The organism is Nostoc sp. GT001, assembly GCF_030382115.1.
Classification (GTDB): Bacteria; Cyanobacteriota; Cyanobacteriia; order Cyanobacteriales; family Nostocaceae; genus Nostoc.
The window spans coordinates 1,223,334-1,243,950 of sequence record NZ_JAUDRJ010000003.1; the positions used below are offsets into that span (position 1 = coordinate 1,223,334).

Consider the following 20,617-nt stretch of genomic DNA (forward strand, 5'->3'; position numbering starts at 1 on the left):
AGTTGTATATGAAAATATATTGATAGCATCAAGGTATTTCTATACATAGATGATTATTATTTCATATAATCATAACTTGTCAAGCCATTAACATTTTATTCACATATTCACTTTTGGTTTTATCTTCACCAACTCTAAGTAAGTGAGAATAAATTGAAGTAAATTAAGTAATGTAAAAAATCTTGATATTATTTTTTAGTATTCGCGTAGCGTCTCGAAGAGAGGGCTTCAGCCCTCATTTGATCTCACTACAAACCTTTAATTATTGATGCCGCTTTACTTAAGCGATGCTGATATAGCAATCCTAAATCATTCGTGAAAAATTAGATCCCCGACTTCTTGAAGAAGTCGGGGATCTGGACATCGCGCATTTTCACAACTCATTTAGGATCGCTGAGGATTATTTAGCATCAGCATTCTTACAATCCATCTGTACCACACAATTTCTCCCTTGTGCTTTTGCCTGGTAGAGTCCTTGGTCAGCAGCAGCAATTAAGGTTGCAGGAGATAATTGGCTATGAGGAGTGATGGTTGCCACACCAAGACTTAGGGTAATGAATTCACTGACCTGAGAATGGGGATGAGGCATTTGTAATGCACTAACATTGATCTGAATATCTCTTGCAACTGCAATGGCCCCTTCGATATCAGTATTCGGCAAAATGACTGCAAACTCTTCTCCACCATAACGAGCCACTAAATCAGCGGGGTGTTTAACTGTTTGAGAGATTGCCTTAGCAACCTGTCTGAGTGCATCATCTCCTGCCAGATGTCCATGCGTATCGTTGTAAAGCTTAAAGTAATCGACATCACACAAAATCAAAGATAGCGAACTTTGCTCTCGTGCCAACCATTGCCACTGCGTGTTTAACGTGTCATCAAAGCAGCGTCGATTTCCCACTTGGGTTAGACCATCGGAACAGGCAAGGCGCTGTAATTCCTGGTTTGCTTGTTGTAATTGATGGTAAAGTTCTGATTGCTGAATAGCGATCGCAGCTTGACCTGCTAACTGGTTAAACAAGTTAATCTCCGATTGCTGCCATTGTCTGGGCTGACGGCATTGGTGAGCAATCAATAATCCCCACAAACGCTCTTGCTGCAAAATTGGTACGACAAGGTTTGCCCGAATTTGCAGACTTCTAAGGAGGTCAATATGACACGGTGATAGACCTGCATTTTCAATGTCTGCGATCGCTCTGGTGTTACCTTGTTGATAGTAAGCTGCACGCGTGGATTTAAAGCACGTGTCCATGACGTGAAATCCAAAAATCGACATACACCCTGCTGCTAAGGATTCTACAGCGACTAATCCACTCCAGTCTGGCTCAAACTGGTAAATCAGCACTCGGTCTACCTCAAACAGTTGTCGCACTTCGGCTGCTGTGGTTTGCAAAATCTCGTCTAACTCCAATGATTGGCGAATGCGCTGCGTTACAGCCGCAACAATTCGCTCAGACTCGCTTTGGTGTTGGACACGCTGCTCAACTTCCTGAGAGTGTGCCGATGCTACAGTTAACAAGATTTGCTCAAAGTAAGGGGTTGTAGTCACAGGCGCTGCACTGGGTTTAGCAATCAAATAGCCTTGAGCAAAATTTGCACCTCTTTCTCGCAGCCAGTTCAGTTCCTCAATGCACTCAATTCCTTCAGCAACAGTTTGAATATTTAACTTTTGAGTAATCTCTAAAAGCTTCTCGGTAATCGAAGCTTTGTAAAGGTCTTGATGCACATCTCGAATTAACTCCATATCCAGCTTGATAAAGTCTGGACGTAACTGATGCAGCAAGTTTAGGCTGGAATAGCCAGAGCCAAGGTCATCAAGAGCGATTAAAAACCCTTCACTCCGGTAGTATTGAAGCACTGCCTTGAGGTGGGCTAAATCTTGAGGATTGTCTGATTCTACAACTTCAAAAACAACGCGATCGTGGGGAATTCCAGCAGTATCAATAGCCTCTACCGTACTACGTAGGCAAAAAGCTGGGTCATAAAGTGACGTTGGTGTAAAATTGATAAAGATGTGACCATTCACTTGATGGCGGCTGAATTGAGTGATTGTGCTGAGTCGAGCAACTTGGTCGAGTTGTGGTAGAAGTCCGGCTTCAGTTGCTAACTCCAGAATAGATGTCGGTAGTACTAAATTGCCTTCTTCATCCAGACCGCGCAAGAGCGATTCATATCCAAAAATTTGCGATGTATCGTTAATTGAAACAATTGGTTGAAAGTAACTGGTGAATCGTTCTGTTGCCAGCATATCAATTAACCAATCTGATTGGTTTAACTTAATGAAGCGTTGTAATGAGGCTATGTCACTAAAATCATGGAGTTGAGGTTGGATAGTGCCTTGCATGAAAAGAACTTGCGTCTCTTTTAATTCTCTTGGTGCAAGTAGTTTGGCCAGATTACGAGCAATTTCTAGAGACTGTCCGGGTTTACACTCCAAACTCAAACCTGGTCGCTCGTGCATCAGTTCATACTTAAGGGAAAACTGCTGTAGGTAGGAGATGACTTTTATCAGGGTATGTGAAACGGGGAACCAGAGAAAGAGCCTACCTGCTTCCTTAGTCCGGCAGCGTGCAATATTGCGACAAGCACAGGTTTTGGAGATAGGACATATTTGGCTCATAGCTAAATAATTTGAATTTGCTCAATCCGATTTATTCTATTATTCCCACTATTTTTACTGTAAAAGATAAACTATACTTCAAATACATAAAGATTTGATGATTTAAATAAACCGAATAATGTAGATGAGTAAGCAACTTAGCAGCACATACTAAAATTTATACTGAGGACTCAAGTAATTGCCGACATATTTTGTGCAATTAAACAACCAAATAAGGAGTTTGCTCAACAATTTAAGTTACAAAAAAAGGCAAAATTAGCCAGATTAAGAACAGCTTTTAGCTAGATTAATTCAGAGTAAATATATCTTTTTTAAGAATCAATCTGCCTAAATAAACAACAAAATCTTTGAAAAAAGTCAATAAACTAAGCCATGAATCAATGAGCTTTCATCCTAAATCCCTCTCCCAATTTTGGGAGAGGGAATTGGAAATTGGCTCCCCTATACTTATAGCGGTTCTCGGTTGAGTGAGGTACAAGAACCCCTCCCCGCTCTTCGAGCTACGGTGTACACACAAGTCGAAAAATCCTCTACAGTGAAACTGTCACGCCCACCCATATCCCGCCCAGAACTGAAGTTCTGGGCTGATAGCGAAACTCCACTGAAAGTGGACTAAATAATTCATTCAGTCCACTTTCAGTGGACTTGGGCTATGAGACTCGGAATTCATTCCGAGGCGGGATCAAAACACAGTGCGAGATTCATTAATAAAGAAAGATATAGACTTGTGTGTACACCGTAGGCAAGCGAGGAGGGAGGCTAAGATGTACCTCATGTGATTAGGAAACGCTATAGACATGCCCACTTCTAGCAATTAGAGTTGCAATTTCCTTAATTAATTCCTCTGGTTCGACGGGTTTGGACAGATGCTTTTGAAACCCTGATTCCAGTGCTTGTTGCTGATTGATTTCTCCGGCATAAGCGGTTAAAGCGATCGCCGGAATTTGTTTGGCTTGGTTTACCTGCAATGCTTTAACTTGGCGCATCAGCATATAGCCATCCATATCTGGCATCCCAATATCACTGAGCAGCATATCTGGTTCTGACTGTGCCAAAATTTGTAATGCTTCTTTTGCTGATGTCACTGCTGTCACCATTGCTCCAGCCTGTTCTAGTACAAATGTGTGGAAGTCACGGGTATCATCGTCATCATCTACAACTAAGATTTGGATACCTGCCAGAATTTCAGCCGGAGGAGAAGGATTTAATGCAGCAACATCTATATCTTGTTTTGGGGTTAAATCTTTTTTAATTAGTGGTAGCCTAACTCGAAAAATAGCTCCTTGCCCTTCACCTAAACTTTCTGCCTGAATCGTACCACCATGTAATTCGATCAAATGTCGCACAATTGCTAACCCTAACCCCAATCCACCAAATTTTCGGGTTGTCGTGCCATCAGCCTGACGAAAATATTCAAACACATAAGGCAGAAACTCAGAGCTGATTCCCTTACCTGTGTCGCTGACGGTAATCTGAGCTTGAGCGTCAACGAACTCTAGTTGAATATCAATTTTTCCTCCTTCAGGAGTGAATTTAACGGCATTCGATAAGAGATTCCAAATAACTTGTTGTAAACGACCAGAATCACCCAAAACCTGCCCGAAAGAAGCATCCAGCATCGTCTGAATTTGAATATTTTTAGCTTCTGCTGCCAAACGGACTGTTTCCAATCCCGCCTCAATCACAAGTACTAGATTGACAGGTAACATCTTCAGGTTGAGCTTGCCTTGTAAGATCCGAGAGACATCAAGCAAATCTTCAATTAGTTGAGCTTGTAATTGAGCATTCCGCTCGATAGTTGCGATCGCTTTCTTCAGCCCTGCGGCGTCAAATTCACGAGTCTGCAAGAGTTTCGCCCAACCAAGAATCGGATTGAGAGGCGATCGCAATTCATGGGAAAGTACCGCCAGAAACTCATCTTTAATTCGGTTGGCTCTTTCGGCTTCAGTTCTGGCAACTTGCTCAAGTTCCAGGAGGCGATCACGTTCGGCTTCTGCGGCTTTGCGATCGCTAATGTCTGTAACAAAAATGCTTACCCCTTCAGCAAAAGGGTAGACGCGGTTCTCAAACCAGCGCTGCCAAGCTGGATAAAAGTATTCAAACTGAACAACGGTGTTTTGGGCGATCGCCTGATGAACCTGGGTATCAAACTCGCTTTTAACCATATCGGGAAAAACTTCCCAAAATCTCTTACCTAGCAACTCTTCCTTGGGGATGCCAACAATTTCGGCTACCTGTTCATTGACAAAGCTATAACGCCACTCTCGATCCAACACAAAGAACTGGTCTTGAATACCAGCGATAACAGTCTCTAGGTGTGCTTTGGCGACCTCAGCTTCAATTCGCAACCCTTGCTCGCGTTCCATTGCCTCTTGGCGAAGACGAGCCATTTTTAAGGCTGCTTCTACTCGCGCCAACAATTCACGGGCAGAGAAAGGTTTAATCAGATAATCATCGGCTCCCGCTTCTAACCCTTCCACCCGTGCCTCTTCCCCTGCCCGTGCTGACAACAGAATGATGGGAACTTTTTGCGTCTGCGGATCGGCTCGTAATGCTTGCAGCAGTCCAAAGCCATCTAATCCAGGCATCATCACATCTGTCAGTACCAAGTCTGGAACACGCTCACGAGCAGAATCCAAAGCAGCTAAACCGTCTGGCACTGATTCCACTTCATATTGCTGACTTAATAGCCGCTTAACATAATCGCGCATATCTGCGTTGTCGTCAGCCAAAAGAATCCGAGCAGAAGGAGCAGAAGGGCACAGAGGCAGAAGGGAAAATACTTCCTTCTCCCCTGCTCCCCTGCTCCCCTGCTCCCCTGCTTCTTCCGGTAGCCACCGCAGGGCTTCTTCTAAATAAGGTGTTGCACCTAATGCAGTTGAAGCTAAAGTTCGCGGGGCACTAATCCGGTCTGGAGGTAAATGAGCGTATCCTGTTGGAATTGACACAGTAAAGCAACTGCCTACTCCGAGAAGACTGGTAACATCAACTGTTCCACCATGCATTTGCACCAATTCTTGCACCAGTGATAATCCAATTCCTGACCCTTCAAAAGTTCGTCCTTGCGCCCCTTTGACGCGGTGGAATCGTTCAAAAAGGTGGGGGATTTCTGCGGCTGGAATACCGATTCCTGTGTCTTTGACTGCAAACTCGATACGGTCATTTGACCACTGTAAACTGACCGCAATTTCTCCAGCCATCGTGAACTTAAAGGCATTCGAGAGCAGGTTAAGAACAATTTTTTCCCACATCTCTCGATCTACATACACTGGTGCTGGCAGGGAAGGACAATTAACTGATAACTGCATCCCTGCCCGTTCTACCGCCGAACGAAAGACACTAGCTAGTTCTGCTGTGAAGGTGGCAAGGTTGGTGGGTTCATAAGAGGCTTGAACCCTTCCGGCTTCAATACGTGAAAAATCTAGCAAGCTATTGACCAGTTTCAGCAGCCGAAGTCCGTTGCGTTGCACCATTTCTAACTGCTCTCGTTCTTTGGCTGGAAGCAGGGTGGCACAATTGGTTAAGGTGTCTTCTAATGGCCCCAACATTAAAGTAAGTGGGGTACGGAACTCGTGGCTGACGTTGCTGAAAAAGACGGTTTTGGCGCGATCGATTTCTGCCAAGGCTTCAGCGCGTTTGCGTTCTTCCTCGTAAGCTTGGGCGTTAGCGATACTGGCGGCAATTTGAGCCGCAACTAAATCGATGAATCCTTGATAATTGTCATCGAATAGCCTGAAGGGGTTCAAACCAGCGATTAATATCCCAGCTTTTCCAGTTTGACCGGATGCAGCAATGGGTACTGCGATCGCTTGATGGGGCGATCGCTGCCAAACGCCACAAGGTAGACTATCAAAAGACATTTCCAAATCGGAAATCAGTTTGGCTTGATGTGTTCCGATCACTTCCGCAAAGGGCCAAACCCCATCAGCATCAAGAGAAACTGTTTCTGGAACTGCTACGTGGTTTTGCTCAATGCGGCACGTTCCAGCCAGAAAAACTTCCTGCTTATCGGGATCGACCAGATAAATCATTGCGAAAGGGAGATCGTAAGGGTTGCTCTCCAGGCAACTCGCACTTAGCGTACAGGCTTCATCAAATGTCCGCGCGTCTGCTGTCCTCGCCGCTAGTTCGCGCAACAGTGCCAATTGACGCTCGCTGATAATTCGCTGCGTGTCCTCTGTGTTAGCGCAGATGATCCCACCTGTGTCGCCTTGGTCATTAGGAACCGGGCTATATGAAAAAGTATAATAGGTTTCTTCTGGGTAGCCGTTGCGCTCCATAATTAGCAGTAGCGCTTCGTCGTAAGTACCCTCATTCTTCAGCATTGCTGATTCGGCGCGAGCCCAACCTGATCCCATATTTCCCGCCACACGTAGGAAGCCTGCTGTCCAAGCGCTGCTGGATGTTTGCCGCCGATAATAGTTTTATAAGCGTCATTGTAAAGGTTAATTAGTTCCTCACCCCACCAAACAAACATGGGTTGACGGCAAGTTAGCACAATTCGCACAGCAGTCTTCAAACTCTGCGGCCACTGCTGTGTCGGGCCAAGGGATGTTTTTGACCAATCGTATTCTCGCATCCTAGCCCCCATTTCACCTCCACCGATCAGGAAATTTACGTTGGCATTGCTTGCTAACGTTGACTCGTTCTTCATTAATTCCTCTCGATTGGTCATGTGTTGGTTACAGGCTACATCGGTGGTTGTCTTTTAGGAGAAATCCTCTATAAATTAGACCTTGACGCTTCTAAACAGTCATTTTAAAGGATATTCAAAAGCGTATACAGCTTGAGATGTCAACTTTGCTGTGACTTTTCAAAGCATTGAAATTGCCTTTTCGGGGCAAGTTTTTACTTTGGCTATTTTTATTGTCTCCTTTATATCATCGATATTTCAAGCTACCAAGGGCGATTATTATTAGACATCTCCGAAGAAAGGCAGGAGACAGTCTCTATAAAACAAGCGTTTGGCACGCTGTAAGTCAAGCAAACGGGACTTCCTGAATTTCTCACAAGTGAGAAAAAAACGCTTAGGTTAGCCACCCGCATTTCTCACAAGCAGTAAAAATCAATTTACATTACCTGATGTAAGATATTTTTTTGATACATCATCATTTCAAATTTAAGTAGGCAAAATAATTAAGTATAAAATCAGACTGAAAAATATAAAATAGTTACTAAATTTATTTGAGTACGCAAATATAAAAACTCTGTTCATAAAATAAGCATTTCAAAACTAGACTTGGTTTTATCCAAGTCCTAAATATTCCTCAGCGATCGCTTTATGGTATGAGTAGTGGTTAAATAAATTTAATATATGTATGCCAGCTAAAGATATATTTCATAATAAAGTCATGCCAAAAATCGCTCAAATAGTCAGACAGAAGTCAAATTGTTATTTGATACTGAACGCGATCGCTATCAAGTTATGAACATTGGTTGGCAAGAGCTAACGCGAATATTTGGTTGTATTATTTATGTAGAAATTAAAGATGCCAAAATTTGGATCGAACGCGATGGAACCGAAATCGGAGTGGCGAATGAATTAGTAGAAGCTGGAGTTCCTAAACAAGATATAGTTTTGGCTTTTAAAGCCCCATACAAACGAAAATTTACTGACTTTGCTGCTAGTTGAAGCACATAAGAGTTAGTAAATATACATACTTATTTTATCTAGTCAAACTCTTTACTGACACTATTTTTTCAGCTTCATCTACCATAATTTGCGCTAGCCCAAACTGTTCAATAACTGCTGCATTCGTCGTCAAATGCCTACTCACTTCAGCCACCCGATAATGACTTTCTTGCGAAGCTAAAGCAGCTAAGCAATAATAACTGATCTGCTAAATGTTCATCCACTGGTGCGCCCGTGTAATGAAACTCAAGCAGTTGCTGACAAGCAATCTCTGCAACTGTTTCCGCCGACAATCGCAAACGCCCAAATCCACCAAAGCCAGTTAAGCTATTCTGATACTCAGCAGTTAAAAAAATACCCGCCCCAGGTGCTACACCTCTTTCTCGTAAAGTCTGTACAGCAACTTTTAAATGGGCTGACCGTAACAAATTCTCCGCACGATTCGCCATCCGTTGCGGAATATGGGAAGGCAATTCCGTCACCACTGCTAGTCCTCGCACCTGTTGTAAATCGCCCCGTTCCAACAAGTCGATCCCACCGAGTTTACCACCGCCATCTACCTGTAACTCTACCTCACCCCCACCTTGGGGATACCACCCCCAAGCGCCTAACTTGACTTGGGCTTCTACACCCATGCGTTGCAGTATAGGCAGATAAACTTGCTCAATGTACGTCGCTGTCGGGCTAAAGTTCACATGAGTTCCACCCTTTAGTGTCACCAGGGAATTGCCAGATGCTAATGCCAAAGGTAAGAGAATTGTTTGAAGAACTAGAGCGATCGCACCCGCAGAACCACCTTGTTGTGCTTTACTAACATCAAAGGTATAAATTCCAGCTTGCACAGCACTACCTGGGATGAATTCCAGCAGCATTGAACCCAAAGCATCACCCCGTAGTTGGGCATTACAAATTCTCGCCGCCGCCCGAACTGCTGTTAAATGTTGTGCTGCTAATCCTGGCTTTTTGCGTCCAGCGCGAATGCCTGTAATTCGTATGGGTTCGCCGGTAATGGCGGCTAGACTTAAGGAAGTGCGAAGAACTTGTCCGCCTCCCTCTCCGTAGGAACCGTCAATTTCAATCATGGGCGATTATTGGAATGTTGGATTTTGGGTTATCCCCACGGCTCTTAAAATCAAACCACAAATTATAAACGCCCAGCAACTAGCTTTTTGGAGCTAAGTTACACAAATATACAGAGAAATTTCTGATATGTGTTTCTGTAGTTTGCTAATTTTGAGTATGGAATTGAATAACCTTGCTTTTACCGGGGTTCATCAACCCATAAGGATCGACTATTTCTTTAAATTTTAACTTTTCAGGATCGATAACTTTTCTACCGCCGTCTTCAATAATATACGTATGAGGATTGGCAATACTCACACCCTGTTCTTCGTGATAGCGGATAATTTCATTGAGGCGTTCTTCTGTGGTGTAACGCACAAGTTGCAAAGCGCCAGGAACTACGACACCATTCACCCGAAAAAATTCTAAATGCATCATTACCTCATCACCGAAGTAATTATACATCTGCTCTACTAATTGCAAATTGCCATCATTAGGAAAGAGACTCTGTAAGTATGTAATACCAGCATCTACACTCCGGGCAAGCAAGGTAGTGTGGTTCCAGCTAAATTCTGCTAAATGTGTACCTTTGGCTGCTTCCTCAGCTGATTTTTTATATGTAATCTGGCCGCCGTATTGCTGCACCAAAGTCGGTAAGAATTCCAAACTTGGTTCAGAAATTATCAAAAATACTGAGTGAGTTCCTTCAGGAATATACTCTTGTACTGCGTGAAAATATTGGGAAATTGGGGATGCAAAAACAGAAATCAACTTCTTAATCATGCCATCAGCATTGCCAATTGCCTGACCAAACTTTGCTGCTGTCATAAAGTCGTCAAAGGTGACAATGACTTCTGCCCAAGGATAAGCTGGCCCTAAAGGAATTTCCACTTCAGTGATGATGCCATTAATTCCCCAAGCATGATTTACCTTTTGGACATCATCGCCGCGTAATGCGATCGCACGGGGTTCATCTTCTACAGTGATCACTCGCAATGCTAAGATATTACCGCGATCGCCTAGTAACCCATATTGAATCGAGCCAATACCCCCACTTCCCCCAGCAATAAATCCGCCAATTGTCGCTGTGCGGTATGTAGAAGGAGCCATACGGATTTCCCAGCCGATTTCTCGTGTTTTTTTATCCAAAGCTGCCAACTTCACCCCAGCTTCTACCCGCGCCACTCCCGGTTTTACCCAAAGAATCTCTTGCAACCGCGTCATATCTAAAATTACGCCACCATGCAACGGTACACATTGCCCATAATTCCCAGTTCCCGCACCTCGCACAGTTACAGGTATACGATGTTTTGCACAGGCAGCTGCAACTTTTAAAACCTCTGCTTCATTAGCGGGACGCACTACGATATCCCCAACTTTTCCCTCTAATTTCGACACTAACACAGGGCTAAAAGTGTGATAATCCTGGGATAATTTTGCGACTTGGATAGAGTCGGTAATAATTTCTATGCCTTCTAGAGAATTAATCAGAGCGTCTAATTTTGTCATCATATCAATACCTTATTTTTTAACGCAGAGGAACGCAAAGAATTCACTCCTCTGCGAACCTTTGCGCTTCCCTCAGCGCCCCTCTGCGTTTTAAAATCCTCTCATCTTTCACAGAACTTTCATGCCACTTACTCAAAAAGTCAGATAGCGCAAAGCAGACAAAAATCAATACTTAGTTTCCTCTGTCTGTGCGTCAATAATTACACTCCAGTCATCGTTTTTCACAGCAGCTTCAAGTTGACGCTGACGTTCGGCTTCACTCGCATCTATTGTTTCTAACTCTTTAGAAAGAGTTGTATCAGCCATTGCTTTCCGCAGTTTTAGCTTTTTCTCCTCGTAGGCTTGAAGTTGGGCTTCTGACATTACCGCCTTAGTCGCTTCACCTACCGTACTAGCCCACATTCCGCCATCATTTGCATTACCAGGTGGCATACTTTCGAGTTCTGCTATCCACGCATCTCGCAAATCTTCCATTTCTTGACGTTTGGGAAATTTGAATGCTTGCACACGTACAAAAGCACACCTTTGCTCGCCATTTTGGCGAAGATGGCTGTTTAAGGAAAGCAACACATTCCGAGAATAGCCAATGTACTGCGTGCGGCGTTCTGCATCTAATACTGCGTAAACTCCGGCAATTTTAGCGTTCTGAGCAGCTACACTCCAAGCCTCAAACTCAATGATTTCAGTACCATTGTTTGCCAGTTCAGGAGTTATACTCACCTCAATGGCGGTGTGTTCGTTGTCAGAACTATACAAAAAATCATGCAGTCCACGGTGGTTTATGGGGACATTTTGATGTTCAATTGGCGGATTGTGCTGAGTTTCCATTGCAGTTTCTCCGAGTTATTAATTAGCGATGTCTACGACGAACTTCTCTATGAGAGGCGACGCCAATGCTTACACAAGCAAATAATGCCCTTAAAATATTGAAGCTTAAATCTACTCACATCTCCAAATTCTTATTCTGACAAAGCAAAAACGGCGTTGCATAATGGCGGTATGAATTGAGGTAAAACTGGATGGAATGTCCGCGTTGTGGGTCGTCTCATATCCGTAAGAACGGAAATAAAAGAGGTAAACAGAATCACATTTGCTGTAATTGCGATCGCCAATTTATTGATCGGTACGAACCACCTCAAGGATACAGTGATGAAGTGAAACGGGAATGCCTGAAAATGTACGTTAATGGTATGGGATTTCGTGGCATTGAACGGGTCAAAGGTGTGCATCACACGACATTGATTACTTGGGTAAAACTTGTAGGAGAACTGCTACCTGATGTTTATGATCCAGAGACAATTCCAGAAGTTGGCGAACTCGATGAACTAGAAACGTTCGTCGGCTCAAAAAAAACAAAGTTTGGCTTTGGACAGCAGTGAACCACTTCACACAAGGTATTTTAGCGTGGGTTTTGGGCGACCATAGCGCCGAAACTTTTCGACCGTTATGGGATATTGTAGGTACTTGGCAGTGCTATTTCTATGTCACGGATGGATGGTTGGTCTATCCAGGCTTTATTCCAGAGGGCGACCAGATTGTGAGCAAGACTTACATGACACGAGTTGAGGGGGAAAACACCCGGTTGCGCCACTATCTCGCTCGATTGCATCGAAAAACGCTATGTTATTCCAAATCAGCACAAATGCTGAAATACTCGATTCGATTGCTACTTCACTATCTCAAGTTTTGGGATGTTCCAGTTTCAGTATGATTCATACCGCCATTATGCAACGCCGCAAAAACAACTATTAAACTTCTTATGAATCAATTGATACCTAAAAATTGGATGTTCATTAAACAACGGCTTACCCCTTATTTATTTTTATTACCCGCCCTAGTTCTTTTAGGGTTAACTGTCTTTTGGCCTGCACTGCAAGCCTTTTACCTCAGTTTTACCAGTTATGAAGACATTGCCCAGCCGCCACAATGGATAGGTTTAGCCAACTTTCTCAAGCTTTGGAAGGATGCAGTTTTTTGGAAAACCTTGGAAAACACTTTTTTATATCTTGTAGGTGTAGTACCAATTTTAGTAATTGCTCCCTTAGTACTGGCAATTTTGGTAAATCAGAAATTGCGGGGAATGAATTGGTTTAGAGCAGCGTACTACACTCCAGTGGTAATTTCAATGGTGGTTGCGGGAATAGCTTGGAAATGGCTGTATGCAGAAAACGGATTACTGAATCAGTTATTTAAAGCTTTAGGTCTTTTTCCAGAAGGTATTCCTTGGCTAACTAGCCCAGCAAAAATCTTAGGCATTGTACCAATTTCTCTTGCCAGTGTCATGGCTGTCACCGTGTGGAAAGGATTAGGCTACTACATGGTGATTTATTTAGCAGGGTTGCAATCAATTCCCGCTGATGTGTACGAAGCCGCAGCCATTGATGGCTCTGATGGTATCAGCAAACATTGGGATATTACCATACCTTTAATGAAGCCATATCTAGCACTAGTGGCGGTAATTTCGGCTATTTCTGCGACCAAAGTCTTTGAAGAAGTCTACATTATGACTCAAGGAGGCCCACTCAGTAGCTCGAAGACGATTGTTTATTATTTATATGAGCAAGCCTTTAATAACTTGGAAATTAGCTATGCTTGCACGATTGGTCTGGTGCTATTTTTGATAATTTTAGGATTGTCAGTTTTGCGATTAACTATTAATCAGCAAGGTGATGATATCACAATTTAATATAGACTTAATTTAAATATATTAAATTTAGAAAAATCATCCGATTCGATAACTTTTTTGTTTGCTCTAACCAAAGTAATACGATGTGTCATGATCGGCTTTCCATTCAGGTTTATAGGTGCTAAGAGAGCGCATATACTGGGCACGTTCAAAGGCGCTAGGATTTGGGCAATGCTTTTGACTCATACTTCCTTGCATTTGTTGTACTGATTCGTATTCGTGTTGTTGCATCCATTCGCGCATTTCCTGCTCAATGACTCGAATCTGGTTGATCCCATGTCGTAGCAGTACCGAGCAAAGCATCGTAATCTTGGCACCAGCCATGAGCATTTTTAAAGCATCATCGCCCCGATGAATACCGCTAGTTGCAGCCAAATCAGCATGAATGCAACCATAGAGAATCGCAATCCATCGCAGAGGTAATCGCATTGATTGCGGTGTACTTAACAGCACATTGGGTTCAACATCGAGGAGATTGAGGTTAATATCCGGCTGGTAAAAGCGGTTAAATAGTACCAAAGCATCAGCACCCGCCTCATTCAAACGTTTTGCCATATTTGCCATATTGGTAAAATAGGGGCTGAGTTTGACTGCTACAGGGATAATTACTGCTGCTTTAACTGCACGAAGAATATCAATATAAGTCTGCTCAATTTCATTACTCGTTAGTTCCATATCGGTAGGAACATAGTAAATATTCAATTCGAGTGCGTCTGCTCCCGCTTGCTGAATTTGTTTGGCATAGTTTGTCCATCCACCAACGGATGAGCCATTGAGACTGGCAATAATCGGAATGCCTACCTTCTGCTTGGCTTTGTAGATATGCTCTAAATAAGTTTCTGGCCCCACCCGAAAGTTGATTGAATCAGGGAAGTAAGTCAAGGCTTCAGGAAAACTTTCAGTACCGTGAGTGAGGTGATGATGGAGTTCATAACGTTCTAAGTGCAACTGTTCCTCAAATAGTGAATGCATCACCACTGCTGCTGCACCTGCGTCTTCCATTCGCTGAATGTTATCAATATCCTCAGAGAGAGGTGATGCAGAGGGAACAAGAGGCGATCGCAATTTCATCCCCAAATAAGTTGTAGTCAAATCCATAACAACCTCGATAAAAAAGTGCTAAGTTCTGAGTACTAAGTCAGCATTCTATAGTTGCCGTGCTGCCAAATATTCATACATTTGCCAACGGGTTTTCACATCTGCTTGAGCTTCTTTAAGTAACTGCTGTGCTACTTCTTCGTTACTCTTAGTCAACATTTTGAAGCGATTTTCTAGATACATATATTGCTCTAGCGGTAACTTTGGTGTGCGTGAATCAAGTTGTAGTGGGTTTTCTCCTTGTTTGATGCGGTCTGGATTAAATCGATACAGTAACCATTGACCTGAATCGACAGCAGCTTTTTGATTCTGCATTGCTGTACTCATGTTGATACCGTGGGCAATACAATGGCTGTAGGCAATAATTAGCGATGGTCCTTCATAAGCCTCAGCTTCTAGGAATGCCTTAAGAGTGTGTTCATCCCGTGCGCCCATTGCGACGCTGGCAATATAGACATTGCCGTAAGTCATCGCCATTAAACCCAAGTCTTTTTTAGGTGCAACTTTACCCCCAGACGCAAATTTGGCTACAGCTGCTTTGGGTGTGGCTTTAGACATTTGTCCACCCGTATTAGAATAAACCTCAGTATCAAGAATGAGAATATTAACGTTGTGTCCACTGGCTAAGACGTGATCTAGTCCACCAAATCCAATATCATAACCCCAGCCATCACCACCGATAATCCAGACACTCTTTTTTATTAAGTAATCAGCAATACTTAAGAGTTGCTTTGCTTTGTTTGTCAGTGGTGATTGACTACTGATAATTGTTTCTAACTGTTGCTTCAGGATAACAATTCGTTCGCGTTGTTCCCAAATATCAGCTTCATCTTTTTGTTCGGCATTGAGGATACCATTTACCAGTTCTTCACCCACATCTGTGGTTAGTTGTTTGAGTAATTCAGCGGCAAATTCTGCTTGCTTATCAATCGAAATGCGAAAACCAAGTCCAAATTCAGCGTTATCTTCAAATAACGAATTTGACCAAGCTGGGCCGCGTCCTTCGGTATTGTGCGTCCAGGGGGTAGTGGGTAAATTCCCGCCATAAATAGAAGAACAACCAGTGGCGTTGGCGACAATCATGCGATCGCCAAACAACTGTGTTGCTAATTTAATATAAGGTGTCTCGCCACACCCAGCGCAAGCCCCAGAAAATTCAAACAATGGCTCCTGCATTTGCTGCTGGTTAATATGAGTCAGTTTCAGATGACTTCTATCTGGATTGGGAATATTCAAAAAGAAATCCCAATTTTCCCGTTCTGGTTCCCGTAATAGTAATTGCGGTTCCATGTTAATCGCTTTACGGCGTAGTTCTGATTTATTCTTCGCCGGACAAACATCTACGCAAATACCGCAGCCAGTACAATCTTCTGCTGCCACTTGGATAGTATATTTCAAACCTGTCCAATCGTGGTCTTTGGCATTGGCACTCTTAAACGTTGATGGTGCGTTTTCTAACTGCTGCGGTTCGTAAACCTTACTGCGGATGACACTGTGAGGACACACCATCACGCACTTACCACACTGAATGCAGACATCTGTATCCCAAACGGGTATTTCTTGGGCAATATTACGCTTTTCCCATTTTGCTGTACCTGTAGGATAAGTACCGTCTGCTGGTAAAGCACTAACTGGCAGTTCATCTCCTTGACGGGCAATCATTTTACTTAAAACATCATGGACAAAAGCAGGTGCAGCATCAGGAATTGAAGATTGTTTTTCTTTCCCATTCCCTATACCTCGACTGCGCTCAGTACAAGTTCCCAATTCCCTATTCTCTACCTCATACAAATTATCCAATGTAGTATCTACCGCTTTGATGTTCATCTGCACAATTTCGTCGCCCTTCTTGCTATAAGTCTTGCGGATGGAGTTTTTGATGTAGGCGATTGCTTTTTCTCGTGGCAATACACCTGATAAGGCGAAGAAACAAACCTGCATTACTGTGTTGATTCTTCCTACCATGCCTGCTTGATGAGCGACTTTATAGGCATTAATTACATAAAATTTCAGATGCTTTTCGATAATTTGCTCTTGTACTGATGGCGGCAGATGATCCCAAACTTCATCCTTTTCATAAGGAGAATTTACCAAAAATGTACCATCTGATATGATGTCTTTCAATATCGGAAATTTTTCAATAAATTCCCATTGATGACAGGCAACAAAGTTAGCTTTACTGATTAAATAGGTCGAGCGAATCGGTTGTGAACCAAAGCGTAGATGAGAAACTGTGACCGAACCTGATTTCTTGGAATCGTAAACAAAATAGCCTTGAGCGTAATTGTTTGTTTCTTCTCCAATAATTTTGATTGAGTTTTTATTAGCACCGACTGTACCATCAGCACCCAAACCATAAAAAATAGCTCTTATTATATTGTCTGGTTCAATGCTAAAGTCAGGATCATAATTCAAGCTGGTGTGGGTGACATCATCGTTAATACCGATAGTAAAATGATTTTTTGGTTCAGCCGTAGCCAGATTATCAAAAATGGCTTTAATCATCGCTGGTGTGAATTCTTTGGAAGATAAACCGTAGCGACCACCAAGAATTTTGGGCGGAGGGGCAGAGGGGCAGAGGGGCAGGGGGGAATTTAACTCTAATTTCTCCTCTACTCCCCTGCTCCCCTGCTCCCATGCTTCATGGATAGCAGCGACTACATCCAAATACAATGGCTCACCAGATGCGCCTGGCTCTTTGGTGCGGTCTAAAACTGCGATGGTACGGATAGTTTCTGGCAAGGCGGCGACAAATCGCATAGCATCAAATGGGCGATATAGTCTTGCTTTCAAAACGCCGACTTTCTCACCACGGGCGTTGAGGTAATCTACTGTTTCATGTACAGCTTCGCAACCGGAACCCATCAGCACAATAACTCGTTCGGCTGCTGGGTCGCCGTGGTATTCAAATAGTTGGTACTGTCGCCCAGTCATGGCGGCAAATTCATCCATGACTTTCTGAGTGATGTCTGGACAAGCTAGATAGTAAGGATTGACAGTTTCCCTGGCTTGGAAGTAGACATCAGGGTTTTGTGTTGTACCGCGCAAAACTGGTTTGTCGGGAGTGAGGGCGCGTGACCGATGAGCGAATACTAATTCATCGGGAATGAATTCTCGCAGGTCATCTTCTGTTAAAGTTTCTACTTTGTTAATTTCGTGGGAGGTACGAAAGCCATCAAAAAAGTGCAGAAAGGGTATCCGTGATTCTAGGGTTGCTCGTGTTGCTATCAATGCAAAATCTTGTGCTTCTTGCACTGATGCGGCACACAACATAGCAAAACCAGTACCACGCGCCGCCATGACATCGCTGTGGTCGCCGAAAATAGAGAGAGCTTGCGCGGCTAGCGATCGCGCGGCAATATGAAATACTGTAGGTATTAATTCTCCAGCAATCTTGTACATATTGGGGATCATCAACAATAATCCCTGCGATGCTGTAAATGTGGTTGTCAGTGAACCAGTTTGCAAAGCACCATGTACAGCACCAGCCACACCTCCTTCACTCTGCATCTGTACTACCGAGGGAACAGTACCCCAAATATTGGGTTTACCCTCACTAGCCCAAGCATCGGCCCACTCAGCCATCGGTGAAGAAGGAGTAATTGGGTAAATTGCAATAACCTCATTCAGTCGATAGACAATTTGAGCAACAGCCTCATTGCCGTCTATGGTTGCAAATGTTTTGTCCTGCATCTTCTTGCACCTGCGAAAGTCTCTAAGGGCTAGTAATGATTAACCTGAACCTACTTTTGACATTAGAATAAGGAGTTGAGAAACTTGTGAAGAACTAATATCATGTCCGCATAATTAGTTATGATTTCCACAGTCATTGCACCCCTCCCCGCAAGCGGAGAGGGGAGACAAAGCGCAGCTTTGGCGGGGTGGGGTTCTTGGGGTTTAGTTAAGTAATCAAGCGGACATGATATAAAGGGATCGAGCCAAGAAACTTTGAGACTTTGAATATGCGATCGCAGTGGTTCTTCCTTTTCAATCCGCAGCAGGAAATTTTCTAGATTTTGCCAACTTCATGCATAATTCTTTCCTCGCGGTTTTGATTAAGTGGTTTATTTGATCAATTGCTATCTCTATTCCTTGTTCAGCAAGAGGTGATAGATTCTCACCTAATTCAAAGTTTTCTCCTGGTATTGTCACCCACCAAGCTGGCGGACAATAACCGTATATAGCTTGAGTTAGAGCTAGAAGCGATCGCGGATCGACTGTATGTCCAGCGATAACATTGGAAGAGTTAGGTAAGAGCGATTGTACTTGCACCTGGGAATTTTCGGACGCTAAACAAGCATCAATAAATACTGCCAAATCACTATTAGCCAACGCTTGGGCAAGTTCGGGGGTGAGTTGGTGGACAGCAATAGATTTCACATTCGATAGCTGCAACGCCCTAGCTACTCGTGGACCAATGCCATCATCACTACGCAACTCGTTACCGTAACCAATTGCGTAGGCGTAGCCAGCACTTCGGCTCATTTCGGCTACGCTTAATGACCAACGCTCTGTTACCGTCGTAGACATCGCCTCTGCGTAGCCCATCACATTACACATACTTTTTAGTTGTCAATACCTTAGCCAAAATAAGAGGATGAGGAGAGAGGGCCGATGTAGTAGAGTTATTGTCTCTCACAACGACAACTCAAAAACTACAATCAGCCCATGTCCGATATCTTATCACTGCTACAATGCTTGCTACCGCAGATAAACGCTACGACGATGCGGCAATTGAACCAGATAATCCTGGCTATGTTAGCGATGAGCGGACGAGTCACGATGTTGGGAATTTCCCGTTGGGCAGGCATTGGTGGTAGTTATCGGACGATGTTGCGGTTTTTTCATACAGTAATACCTTGGGCTACATTGTTTTGGCTATTTTTCCGCAAGCATTTGTTCCGTGCGAATGAGGTATATTTGCTTGCAGGAGATGAAGTTGTAGTCAGTAAATCGGGTAAAAAGACTTATGGATTAGATAGATTCTTTTCTAGCCTAGCCAATAAACCGATATCAGGATTATCTTTCTTTGTATTATCATTAGTGAGTGTTGAACAGAGGCACTCGTTTCCGATTCAGATAGAACAGGTAATAAAGAAAGATACTCAAACAAAAAGTACCTCGACAATCGAAAAACCAAACAAAAAAGAAAAGCGTGGGCGTGGACGACCAAAAGGAAGTAAAAACAAAAATAAAAAGGAAGTGATATTAACATCTGAATTAATACTAATTCAGAAAATGATTGGTTCACTATTCAAGTTATTAGCTAACTCTATTTCCCTCACCTACTTGGTAGTAGATGGTCATTTTGGTAACAACAATGCTTTGCAGATGGCACGTCTTGTCAACTTGCAGATAATTTCCAAATTGCGCCATGATTCAGCATTATACTTCCCTTATGAAAATCCTGACTCCAGTAAGCGCTCTCGTCGTAAATACGGTGATAAGCTAGACTATCGTAATATACCTGACAAATACTTATGTAAAAGTGCTATTGAGGATGATATTCAAACTGATATTTATCAAGCCACTCTTATTCACAAAGAATTTGCCCAAGCTCTCAATGTAGTGATTTTGGTCAAAACCAATCTTAAAACTAATGCTTGCAGCCATGTAATTATTTTTTCTAGCGACCTAACTCTGTCATTTGAAAAAATTATCGACTATTACAAACTCCGTTTCCAAATCGAGTTTAATTTTAGGGATGCCAAGCAGTTTTGGGGATTGGAAGATTTTATGAACCTGAGCCAAACTGCCGTGACTAATGCTTCTAATTTAGCATTTTTTATGGTCAATTTATCCCACCATCTTCTCGCTGATTTCCAGCAACTCAATCCCGGTTCTGGCATTATTGACCTTAAGGCTTACCATCGTGGTTTTCGATATGTTCGTGAAATGTTAAAAATGCTTCCCGAAATCCCTGAGCCTATTTTATTAACCCAGATTTTTGCCAAGCTTACTTCTTTAGGACGTATTCATCCCGTTTCCACTGGCGTTGAACCCTCGTAAA

11 protein-coding genes and 2 pseudogenes are annotated in these 20,617 nt (G+C 43.1%); 4 read left to right on the forward strand and 9 right to left on the reverse strand.

The genetic code is table 11. From position 1 onward, the window contains the following. Positions 1 to 400: 400 nt before the first annotated feature. From QUD05_RS08030 to QUD05_RS34325, 3 genes are all read right to left on the reverse strand, one after another. Positions 401 to 2,620 carry an EAL domain-containing protein gene (locus QUD05_RS08030; protein WP_289795605.1) on the reverse strand — a complete coding sequence of 740 codons (2,220 nt, stop codon included), beginning with the start codon at positions 2,618 to 2,620 and terminating at the stop codon, positions 401 to 403. Positions 2,621 to 3,399: 779 nt separating this feature from the next. Beyond that, entirely contained in the window at positions 3,400 to 6,978 is a 3,579-nt protein-coding gene (locus QUD05_RS08035) for an ATP-binding protein (protein ID WP_502911387.1), read from the reverse strand. Beyond that, positions 6,939 to 7,274: a hypothetical protein gene (locus QUD05_RS34325; protein ID WP_502911388.1), complete on the reverse strand. Its 336-nt coding sequence runs from the start codon at positions 7,272 to 7,274 to the stop codon at positions 6,939 to 6,941. The genes QUD05_RS08035 and QUD05_RS34325 overlap by 40 nt, the downstream gene beginning before the upstream one ends. A 717-nt stretch (positions 7,275 to 7,991) precedes the next feature. Between QUD05_RS34325 and QUD05_RS08040 the strand changes: the two are divergent. Then, a pseudogene (locus QUD05_RS08040) lies at positions 7,992 to 8,252 on the forward strand (XisI protein); the annotation flags it as partial. A gap of 34 nt (positions 8,253 to 8,286) precedes the next feature. On the opposite strand, the pseudogene rtcA reads toward QUD05_RS08040, so the two are convergent. The 3 genes and pseudogenes from rtcA to QUD05_RS08055 all read right to left on the reverse strand — a co-directional run bounded on the left by rtcA (position 8,287) and on the right by QUD05_RS08055 (position 11,651). Continuing rightward, positions 8,287 to 9,334, reverse strand: a pseudogene (gene rtcA / locus QUD05_RS08045) (RNA 3'-terminal phosphate cyclase). A gap of 145 nt (positions 9,335 to 9,479) precedes the next feature. Further along, positions 9,480 to 10,826: an FAD-binding oxidoreductase gene (locus tag QUD05_RS08050; protein ID WP_289795606.1), complete on the reverse strand. Its 1,347-nt coding sequence runs from the start codon at positions 10,824 to 10,826 to the stop codon at positions 9,480 to 9,482. 162 nt (positions 10,827 to 10,988) lie between these two features. Beyond that, a complete protein-coding gene (locus QUD05_RS08055) occupies positions 10,989 to 11,651 on the reverse strand; it encodes a GIY-YIG nuclease family protein (protein WP_289795607.1) in 663 nt (220 codons plus the stop codon). Between the two features lie 191 nt (positions 11,652 to 11,842). Between QUD05_RS08055 and QUD05_RS08060 the strand changes: the two genes are divergently transcribed. Together QUD05_RS08060 and QUD05_RS08065 are read left to right on the forward strand one after the other, a co-directional pair. Continuing rightward, positions 11,843 to 12,534, forward strand: a protein-coding gene (locus QUD05_RS08060; RefSeq protein ID WP_289794349.1) for an IS1 family transposase whose coding sequence is annotated in 2 segments (ribosomal slippage) — positions 11,843 to 12,167 and positions 12,167 to 12,534 — 693 coding nt in all. Because the reading frame shifts where the segments join, the coding sequence is not laid out codon by codon here. A gap of 48 nt (positions 12,535 to 12,582) precedes the next feature. Next, positions 12,583 to 13,509: a carbohydrate ABC transporter permease gene (locus QUD05_RS08065; protein WP_289795608.1), complete on the forward strand. Its 927-nt coding sequence runs from the start codon at positions 12,583 to 12,585 to the stop codon at positions 13,507 to 13,509. 66 nt (positions 13,510 to 13,575) lie between these two features. On the opposite strand, the gene QUD05_RS08070 is transcribed toward QUD05_RS08065, so the two are convergent. The 3 genes from QUD05_RS08070 to QUD05_RS08080 form a co-directional block, all read right to left on the reverse strand. After that, positions 13,576 to 14,607, reverse strand: coding sequence for a dihydroorotate dehydrogenase-like protein (locus QUD05_RS08070; RefSeq protein WP_289795609.1), 1,032 nt, complete (start codon positions 14,605 to 14,607; stop codon positions 13,576 to 13,578). 48 nt (positions 14,608 to 14,655) lie between these two features. Next, positions 14,656 to 18,300 (reverse strand): pyruvate:ferredoxin (flavodoxin) oxidoreductase, encoded by a 3,645-nt coding sequence (gene nifJ, locus QUD05_RS08075; RefSeq protein WP_289795610.1) that lies wholly within the window; start codon positions 18,298 to 18,300, stop codon positions 14,656 to 14,658. A gap of 294 nt (positions 18,301 to 18,594) precedes the next feature. Then, positions 18,595 to 19,092, reverse strand: a complete 498-nt coding sequence (locus QUD05_RS08080) for a hydrogenase maturation protease (protein WP_289799916.1) — start codon at positions 19,090 to 19,092, stop codon at positions 18,595 to 18,597. 183 nt (positions 19,093 to 19,275) lie between these two features. Between QUD05_RS08080 and QUD05_RS08085 the strand changes: the two genes are divergently transcribed. Then, positions 19,276 to 20,616: a transposase gene (locus QUD05_RS08085; protein WP_289794346.1), complete on the forward strand. Its 1,341-nt coding sequence runs from the start codon at positions 19,276 to 19,278 to the stop codon at positions 20,614 to 20,616. Position 20,617: the final 1 nt, after the last annotated feature.

Bases quoted from the DNA above. Each gene is read 5' to 3' on its own strand.
- QUD05_RS08080 (WP_289799916.1), bottom strand. From the start codon at position 19,092: ATGAGCCGAAGTGCTGGCTACGCCTACGCAATTGGTTACGGTAACGAG.
- QUD05_RS08070 (WP_289795609.1), bottom strand. From the start codon at position 14,607: ATGGATTTGACTACAACTTATTTGGGGATGAAATTGCGATCGCCTCTT.
- nifJ (WP_289795610.1), bottom strand. From the start codon at position 18,300: ATGCAGGACAAAACATTTGCAACCATAGACGGCAATGAGGCTGTTGCT.
- QUD05_RS08030 (WP_289795605.1), bottom strand. From the start codon at position 2,620: ATGAGCCAAATATGTCCTATCTCCAAAACCTGTGCTTGTCGCAATATT.
- QUD05_RS08050 (WP_289795606.1), bottom strand. From the start codon at position 10,826: ATGATGACAAAATTAGACGCTCTGATTAATTCTCTAGAAGGCATAGAA.
- QUD05_RS08065 (WP_289795608.1), top strand. From the start codon at position 12,583: ATGAATCAATTGATACCTAAAAATTGGATGTTCATTAAACAACGGCTT.
- QUD05_RS08055 (WP_289795607.1), bottom strand. From the start codon at position 11,651: ATGGAAACTCAGCACAATCCGCCAATTGAACATCAAAATGTCCCCATA.
- QUD05_RS08085 (WP_289794346.1), top strand. From the start codon at position 19,276: ATGTCCGATATCTTATCACTGCTACAATGCTTGCTACCGCAGATAAAC.
- QUD05_RS08035 (WP_502911387.1), bottom strand. From the start codon at position 6,978: ATGGGATCAGGTTGGGCTCGCGCCGAATCAGCAATGCTGAAGAATGAG.
- QUD05_RS34325 (WP_502911388.1), bottom strand. From the start codon at position 7,274: ATGAAGAACGAGTCAACGTTAGCAAGCAATGCCAACGTAAATTTCCTG.